Below are 315 nucleotides of genomic sequence, written 5' to 3' on the forward strand. Positions count from 1 at the left end.
TATCAGGCCCATAACCATCCTGAGAACCAACAAGCACAGCCATGTATTCAGGGAGTTTTGGAAGGTACTTCTTTGGAACCTCCACAACTATTGCATTTCTAGCCGGATCAGCGGAGATCTTCATCTCTCCCTGATAATTGGTACCATCTGGCAGTACTATTATGTTTCCATAGTTCCAACCAGCAACTCTAATAGCGAGATCCCATGGATGATCTGAATCTAAATTTACGTTACTTCCTGGTCCATCTGGAAACATCTTTATTGCACTCGTGTTCCCCCCATCTTTGAAGTCAAAGTACGCTTCAATAATCTGCA

At 43.2% G+C, this 315-nt stretch carries 1 protein-coding gene; it reads right to left on the minus strand.

Annotated elements, in window-relative coordinates; translation table 11 throughout:
* A partial coding sequence (locus EP1X_RS09970; RefSeq protein ID WP_156300747.1) for a glucodextranase DOMON-like domain-containing protein occupies positions 1-315 on the minus strand: 315 nt, incomplete at both ends.

This window comes from Thermococcus sp. EP1, assembly GCF_001317345.1.
In the GTDB taxonomy this organism is placed as follows: domain Archaea; phylum Methanobacteriota_B; class Thermococci; order Thermococcales; family Thermococcaceae; genus Thermococcus_A.